Origin of the sequence: Albidovulum sp. (assembly GCF_008933605.1) — a bacterium.
Taxonomy (GTDB): Bacteria; Pseudomonadota; Alphaproteobacteria; order Rhodobacterales; family Rhodobacteraceae; genus Albidovulum.
Genome location: NZ_WBUS01000157.1, coordinates 1 through 7,279, shown reverse-complemented (window position 1 = coordinate 7,279; position 7,279 = coordinate 1). Strand labels below are relative to the sequence as shown.

Below are 7,279 nucleotides of genomic sequence, written 5' to 3'. Positions count from 1 at the left end.
CCAGAGGTGGCGCTGGCGCGCGGTCGGCCGGCCGTAGACATAGGTCCGCGTGATGTCGGAGTGATAGTCGTGGAGCGTGCCGCCGAGGTCGACCAGCACCATGTCGCCCTCCGCCAGGGTCTGCGTGTAGGGCACACCGTGCGGATAGGCGGTGGCCTCGCCGAACTGGACCGCGACGAAGACCGGCGAAAGCCCAAGCGCAAGATGTGCCACATTGACGAAATCGCCGACCTCGCGGGCGGAGATGCCCGGCCGCAGGCCGGCGTGGACCGCCTTCTGGACCCGGTGGCTCGCCTCCATCGCGGTCCGGATGATGGCGACTTCCGTGGCAGACTTGATCCGGCGCTGCGCCGCGATCATCGCTCCGGCCGGAACGGCCTGAAGCTCCGGTACGGCCATGATCCGGGCGGCGAAGCCGAAGGCCATGGCCGGGTCGAGCGCGATCCTGCCCCGCGCGCGCCCGGCGATCAGCGCGAAGGGGTCCGCGTCCTCCTCCCAGACGGCGATTTCGCCGGGAAGGCGGATCATCGTCTCGAGCTTCGGGCGTTCGAAGTTGGGCGTCACATAGAGGAGCGTGCCGTCCGACCCGACGAGGGCACCGTGGAGCCGCTCGGAGGGTTTCAGCGCCAGCCCTGTGTAATAGGCGAGCGAGGAGGTCGCATCGAGCCAGGTCCAGGCAATCCCGCCGGCCCGCATCGCGGCCCGGAGCGTGTCGATCCGTCCGGCCAGTTCCGACGGGGTGATTGCCGGCGCCTCCACCTTGGAAAGACCGGCCAGAGCCTTGTCGTAGTCCATCTGCCCTGCCCCCGGGAGAGTTGCTGTCATGCCGGCTGAAGCGCGCGCGCCGCCCGGCGCCGCGCCACCCGCGCGCGGATCGCCTCGACATCGGTCACCGGCGTCGCCGCGAAGAGCGACTGCGTGTAGGGGTGGCTCGGGTTGGCGAAGACCGCCTCGCGGCTCCCCTGCTCGACCGCCTCGCCCTTCGAGATCACCATGACCTCGTCGGCGATATAGCGCACCACTGAAAGGTCGTGGCTGACGAAGACATAGGTCAGCTCGAACTCGTCCTGAAGATCGGCGAGCAGGTTCAGCACCTGCGCCTGCACCGACAGGTCGAGCGCCGAGACCGGTTCGTCCAGCACCAGGAGCGAGGGATTGAGCATCAGCGCCCGGGCGATGGCGATCCGCTGGCGCTGACCGCCCGAGAACATGTGCGGATAGCGGTTGAAGTGCTCGGGCTGGAGCCCGACCTTGCTCAGCATCGCCTCGGCCCGCTCCCGCCGCTCGGCGGCGGGCACGTCGGTATTGATGACAAGGGGCTCCATCAGCACGTCGCCGACCTTCTGGCGCGGGTTGAGACTGCCGTAGGGGTTCTGGAACACCATCTGCACCTTCGACCGCAGCGCCGGACCCGGCCGCTTGCGGCGGATGTCGACGGGTTGGCCCTCGATCAGCAGCTCGCCCTCCGTCGGCGCATCGATCAGCGCGATGATCCGCGCCAGCGTCGACTTTCCCGACCCGCTTTCGCCCACGATGGCGAGCGTCCGGCCCTTCTCAACCCGGAAGTCGATGCCCTTCAGCGCCCGCACGTTCGTGGCGCGCGCGAACATGCTGCCCGGCACGTGATAATCCTGGACGATGGCGCGCCCCTCGACGACAGGGGCGGAGGTGGTGCCGTTCATCGCGCGGCCTCCTGCTGGAAGTAGTCGGACACGGTGGGTAGCCGGTCGCCCGTCGCATGTTCCGGCAGCGCCGAGAGAAGGGCGCGGGTATAGGGATGCTGCGGCGCCTCGAAGAGCGAAAGCACGTCGGCTTCCTCCATCTTGCGGCCCTTGTACTGCACCACCACGCGGTCGGCCGTCTCGGCCACCACTCCCATGTCGTGGGTGATGAGGATGAGCGCCATCCCGTAGTCCTCCTGCAAGGTCATCAGGAGGTCGAGGATCTGCTTCTGGATCGTCACGTCCAGCGCGGTCGTCGGCTCGTCGGCGATGAGAAGCCTCGGGTTGGAGGCGATGGCCATGGCGATCATCACGCGCTGGCATTGCCCGCCCGACATCTGGTGCGGATAGGCGTCGATCTTGACCTCGGGCTCCGGGATGCCGACCGCGCGGAACAGCTCCAGCGCACGGTCCCGCGCCGCCCGACGCGAGAGGCCGAGGTTCAGCCGCAGCACCTCCTCGATCTGGAAGCCGACGGTGAACGACGGGTTCAGCGAGGCGATGGGCTCCTGGAAGATCATCGTGATCTCGCGCCCGATCAGCCGCCGCCGCTCTGCCGACGACATGGCGAGGATGTCGCGGCCGTCATAGGTCATCTCGTCGGCGGTGACGCTGGCGGTGTCGGGCAGAAGCCCCATCACCGCCAGCATCGACACCGACTTGCCCGAGCCCGACTCGCCGACAATGGCCAGCACCTCGCCGCGGTCCACGTGGACGTCGATCCCGTCGACGGCGGTGAAGCCGCCGGTAGCGGTGGCAAAGGTGACCTTGAGGTTCCGAATGGTGAGCAGCGCCATGGTCTCAGCTCCGCTTCAGCTTGGGGTCGAGCGCGTCGCGCAGACCGTCGCCCATGAGGTTGATCGCCAGCACCGAGACGAGGATCGCCAGCCCCGGCAGCGTGACCACCCACCAGGCGCGCAGGATGAACTCCCGCGCCTCGGCCAGCATCGTGCCCCATTCCGGCGCGGGCGGCTGTGCCCCCATGCCGAGAAAGCCGAGCGCCGCCGAATCGAGCACGGCGGAGGAGAAGGAGAGCGTCGCCTGCACGATGAGCGGCGCGAGGCAGTTGGGCAGGATGGTCCTGAACATCAGGCGGAGGTTGCCCGCGCCGGCTACCCGCGCCGCGGTGACATATTCGCGCTTCATCTCGGACATGACCGCCGCCCGCGTCAGCCGCGCGAAATGCGGCTGGTAGACGATGGCGATGGCGATCATCGCGTTGGTGAGCCCCGGCCCCAGCACGGCGACGAGGACGAGCGCGAGGAGGAGCGAGGGGAAGGCCAGGATCACGTCCATCACCCGCATGATGACCGTATCGACCCAGCCGCCGAAGAACCCGGCGAGCAGCCCGATGACGATGCCGCCGACGAGCGCGATGGAGACGACGACGATGCCGATGAAGAGCGAGTACTGCGCCCCGAAGACGAGCCGCGAGAGGATGTCGCGGCCGACAGCGTCGGTGCCGAGCAGGAAGCCCTCGCGCCCGCCCTCCTGCCAGGCCGGCGGCACCAGCAGGGCGTCGCGGTACTGGGCGGTCGGATCGTGCGGCGCGAGGAGCGGCGCGAAGACCGCGACGAGCACCAGAAGTGCGAAGACCGCGAGCCCGACGACGGCGCCGCGGTTCTGGCTGAAGTAGAACCAGAACTCCGCCAGCATCCGGCGGCGGATGGCGGCGTCCGAGAGCCGGACCGGCGCGGCGATGTTGGCTGTTTCGCTCATTTCACGCGGATCCTCGGGTTGATGAGGCCATAGGTGAGATCGACGATGAGGTTGACGACCATCACCAGCGCCGCGATCAGCAGGAGCCCGGACTGCACCACCGGGTAGTCGCGCCGCGAGATTGAATCGATCATCCACTTGCCGATGCCCGGCCAGGAGAAAATGGTCTCGGTCAGGATCGCACCGGCCATGAGCACGCCGATCTGCAGCCCGATCGTGGTGACGACCGGGATCATCGCGTTCCGGAGCGCGTGGATGCCGATCACCCGGAAGGGCGGCATCCCCTTGGCGCGCGCGGTGCGGACGTAGTCCTCGCCCATCACCTCCAGCATGGCCGACCGCGTCTGCCGCGCGATGACGGCGAGCGGGATCGTGGCGAGCACGATGGACGGCAGGATGAGGTGCGACAGCGCCGAGCCGAACGCGCCCTTCTGTCCCGACAGGATGCTGTCGATGAGCATGAAGCCGGTCACGTTCGGGAAGAAGTAGAGCAGGCTGATGCGCCCCGATACCGGGGTCCAGCCGAGGATGCCCGAGAAGAGGATGATGAGCAGAAGGCCCCACCAGAAGATCGGCATCGAGAAGCCGACGAGCGCCGCCGTCATCGAGACCTGGTCGAACCAGCTGCCGCGCCGGATCGCGGCCAGCACCCCCACCGGCACGCCGATCAGCGTGGCGATGATGATGGCGCAGAGGCCAAGCTCGACCGTCGCGGGGAAGAGCGTCAGGAACTCGGCCAGGACAGGCTTCTTCGTCACCAGGGAACTGCCGAAATCGCCCTGCATCAGCCGGCCGAGGAAATCGAAATACTGCATCACCACCGGCTTGTCGTAGCCGAGCTGCGCGGAAAGCTCCGCGTGCCGCTCCGGCGTCACGCCGCGTTCGCCGGCCATCAGGAGCACCGGGTCGCCGGGAAGGATGCGCACGAAGCTGAAGGCGATGATGGTGATGCCGAGGAAGGTCGGCACCAGGTAGAGAAGCTTGGAGAGGATGAAGCGGACCATGCACCGGCTCCCTTGCAGAACGCGCGGGGAACCTCTGTCCCCCGCGCGTCCGGTTTCGCATCTGGATGGACCGATTACTCGGCGATGTCCACGGTCTCGAAGGTGAAGTCGCCGAGCGGGCTCATCACGAAGCCGGAGACCTTGTTCGACATCGGCACATACTGGGTCGAATGCGCGATGGTGAACCAGGGCGCCTGCTCCTTGAAGATGACCTGCGCATCTTCGTAGAGCTTGGTCCGCACCGCCGGATCGGCCGTGACCTTGGCATCCTTCAGGAGCTTCGAGAAGTCCTCGTTGCACCAGAAGGCGCGGTTGGCCCCGCCCTCCTTGGCCGAGTCGCAGGACAGGAGCACCGACAGGAAGTTGTCGGGGTCGCCGTTGTCACCGGTCCAGCCGAGGATCACCGCGCCGTCGCGGCCGGCCTCCATCGACTTCTGCAGGTACTCGCCCCATTCGTAGGAGACGATCTCGACCGAGACGCCGACCTTCGACAGGTCTTCCTGCATCAGTTCGGCCGTGCGCCGCGCGTTCGGCATGTAGGGCCGCTGCACCGGCATCGCCCAGATCTTCATCGAGAGATCCGTGACGCCCGCTTCCTCGAGCATCTTCTTGGCCGCTTCCGGATCGTAGGGATCGTCCTGGATCGCGTCGTTGTAGGACCACATTGTCGGCGGGATCGGGTTCTTCGCCGGTTCGGCATGGCCCTGGAAGACCGCGTCGACGATGGCCTGCTTGTTGATCGCCATGTTCAGCGCCTTGCGGACCGCCGGGTTGTCGAAGGGCGCCATCGTCGTGTTGTAGGCCAGGTAGCCAACGTTCAGGCCCGCCTGCTCGTCGAGCTTCAGGTTCGGGTCGGCCTTGATCGCCTCGATGTCGGCCGGGGCCGGGTAGGGCATCAGGTGGCATTCGCCGGCCTTCAGCTTCTGCAGGCGCACGGCCGCGTCGGGCGTGATCGCGAAGACGAGATCGTCGATCAGGGGTGCGGTTCCCCAGTAGTCGGGGTTCTTCTGGTAGCGGATCACCGCGTCCTTCTGATAGGCCACGAACTTGAACGGGCCGGTGCCGACCGGCATGTTGTTGAGGTCCTCGCGCGTGCCCGCCGCGTCGAGCGCATCGGCATATTCCTTCGACACGATGGAGGCGAAGGGCATGGCGATGTTGGCGAGGAAGGGTGCCTCGGGCTGGTTCAGCGTGAACTTGACCGTGTAGTCGTCGATCTTCTCGATCGACTTGACCAGGTTCGGCATGTCCATCGCGGTGTAGTATTCGTAGGTGATGCCCGCGATGTACTGGTGCCACGGGTTGTCGGCCTTGCCCTGACGCTCGTAGGAGAAGATCACGTCATCCGCGTTGAAATCGCGGGTGGGCGTGAACTTCTCGTTCGAATGCCACTTCACGCCCTTGCGCAGGTGGAAGGTGTACTCGGTGCCGTCCTCCGACACTTCCCAGCTCTCGGCCAGGCCCGGCTCGACCTCGGTCGTGCCTTTCTTGAACTCGGTCAGGCGGTTGTAGATCGGATGCGCCGAGGCATCGAAGGTGCCGCCGGCCGTGTAGGGCGCGGGATCGAAGCCCTCGGGCGAGGCTTCCGAGCAATAGACGAAGGTCTTGGCCTCCGCCATGGCGGCGCTCAGCGCCAGCGCCGAAGCGAATACGAGAAACTGTTTCAAGGTTCGTTCTCCCTTTGGGTTTGGAAGTTGTCTGCCGTTTCAGTCGGCAGTGGTGTCGGTCGCGCCCTCTGACGCGACCGCAGAGTCGCGGTCCTGCCGTGTCGCAGGCTTGGTCTTCCGCGGAACATAGGCCGACGGCGTCGCGCCGTGCAGCATCTTGCCGGTCCATAGCAGCCGGGCCATCCGGCTTCCCGGGTTCGACCAGGAATGCGGAGTGCGGCCGAAGTAGTGGATGCTGTCCCCGGCGCGCAGGCGGAACTGCTCGCCGTCGACAACCTGGATGATCTCCCCCTCCAGCACGAAGACCAGTTCCTCGCCGGAATGCTGGACGGTTTCGGAACTGTAGCCGGGCGGGACGTTGAGGACGAAGGAGGTCAGCTCGTGGCCGGGAAACTCGGCCCCGATCTGCTCGTAGACGATCGAGGAGCCCGAGAGCGAAAAGCGCTGCCGCTCGCCGGCGCGGGTCACGCTGTCGGCCTGCCGCGGCGTGGCGATGAAATGGTCGATCCCGACGTCGAGCGCGGCGGCGATCTCGGCCAGGGTGCCGAGCGTCGGCACCGCGTTGTCACGTTCAACCTGGCTGAGATAGCCCACCGAGACACCACATGCGTTGCTCAGCTCCTGCAAGGTCATGGCCATGAACTGCCGCCGCCTGCGAATGCGCTGACCGAGTGCGATTGCCGCGCCTGCCGGTTTGCGTGCCATCGCTATCCTTGAGAGCTCCGTCCTGGAGCGGAATTCAGCCGAAATGCTTTGCCGATGCAATACACATTTTGCCCTGGAAAAATCTTTTTTGTTTGGCGCCGCCATGATGGAGCGACACTCGTCGCGTTTCCTCCCGCTCCGAAGGAGTCGTGCCGAGGACTCGTACCGGCGGGCGGCGGCCCCCGCGCGACCCGCCCCGGCGACGCCCTAGCCTTCCGGCTTCTCGCCCTGCCCCTCCGGGCGACGGCCCGGCGCCAGGAAGAGCGCCAGCGCGATGACGGCGAGGATGGCGGCGATGCCCCGCCGTGCCGCCGGCCGTCTCCCGCCGGGAAAAAGCATGAGCGCGGACCGGATCAGCGCGACATTGACCATCCGCGCACGCCGCCGCTCCGCCGCCGCGCGGAGGACGGCACGAATGCGCAGGCCGGCGGCGAGCGCGACGAGCGCGTGCGCCACCGCGACG

General features: G+C 67.0%; 8 protein-coding genes. All 8 read right to left on the bottom strand.

Going from position 1 to position 7,279, the window contains the following annotated elements:
* A partial coding sequence (locus tag F9K34_RS15720) for a M24 family metallopeptidase (RefSeq protein WP_291338067.1) occupies positions 1–795 on the bottom strand: 795 nt, incomplete at its 3' end.
* 26 nt (positions 796–821) lie between these two features.
* Positions 822–1,682 carry a dipeptide ABC transporter ATP-binding protein gene (locus F9K34_RS15715; protein ID WP_291338066.1) on the bottom strand — a complete coding sequence of 287 codons (861 nt, stop codon included), beginning with the start codon at positions 1,680–1,682 and terminating at the stop codon, positions 822–824.
* Positions 1,679–2,518: an ABC transporter ATP-binding protein gene (locus F9K34_RS15710; RefSeq protein ID WP_291338065.1), complete on the bottom strand. Its 840-nt coding sequence runs from the start codon at positions 2,516–2,518 to the stop codon at positions 1,679–1,681. The genes F9K34_RS15715 and F9K34_RS15710 overlap by 4 nt, the downstream gene beginning before the upstream one ends.
* A gap of 4 nt (positions 2,519–2,522) precedes the next feature.
* Positions 2,523–3,440: an ABC transporter permease subunit gene (locus F9K34_RS15705; protein ID WP_291338064.1), complete on the bottom strand. Its 918-nt coding sequence runs from the start codon at positions 3,438–3,440 to the stop codon at positions 2,523–2,525.
* A complete protein-coding gene (locus F9K34_RS15700; RefSeq protein ID WP_291338063.1) occupies positions 3,437–4,444 on the bottom strand; it encodes an ABC transporter permease subunit in 1,008 nt (335 codons plus the stop codon). Before F9K34_RS15700 ends, F9K34_RS15705 begins: the two co-directional genes overlap by 4 nt.
* Positions 4,445–4,518: 74 nt before the next feature.
* Positions 4,519–6,063, bottom strand: coding sequence for an ABC transporter substrate-binding protein (locus tag F9K34_RS15695; protein WP_291338068.1), 1,545 nt, complete (start codon positions 6,061–6,063; stop codon positions 4,519–4,521).
* A gap of 87 nt (positions 6,064–6,150) precedes the next feature.
* Positions 6,151–6,816, bottom strand: coding sequence for a helix-turn-helix domain-containing protein (locus F9K34_RS15690; protein WP_291338062.1), 666 nt, complete (start codon positions 6,814–6,816; stop codon positions 6,151–6,153).
* Between the two features lie 207 nt (positions 6,817–7,023).
* Positions 7,024–7,279 (bottom strand): hypothetical protein (locus F9K34_RS15685; protein WP_291338061.1); only part of this gene is annotated, 256 nt, incomplete at its 5' end.

Bases quoted from the DNA above. Each gene is read 5' to 3' on its own strand.
- F9K34_RS15715 (WP_291338066.1), bottom strand. From the start codon at position 1,682: ATGAACGGCACCACCTCCGCCCCTGTCGTCGAGGGGCGCGCCATCGTC.
- F9K34_RS15710 (WP_291338065.1), bottom strand. From the start codon at position 2,518: ATGGCGCTGCTCACCATTCGGAACCTCAAGGTCACCTTTGCCACCGCT.
- F9K34_RS15705 (WP_291338064.1), bottom strand. From the start codon at position 3,440: ATGAGCGAAACAGCCAACATCGCCGCGCCGGTCCGGCTCTCGGACGCC.
- F9K34_RS15700 (WP_291338063.1), bottom strand. From the start codon at position 4,444: ATGGTCCGCTTCATCCTCTCCAAGCTTCTCTACCTGGTGCCGACCTTC.
- F9K34_RS15695 (WP_291338068.1), bottom strand. From the start codon at position 6,063: ATGGCGGAGGCCAAGACCTTCGTCTATTGCTCGGAAGCCTCGCCCGAG.
- F9K34_RS15690 (WP_291338062.1), bottom strand. From the start codon at position 6,816: ATGGCACGCAAACCGGCAGGCGCGGCAATCGCACTCGGTCAGCGCATT.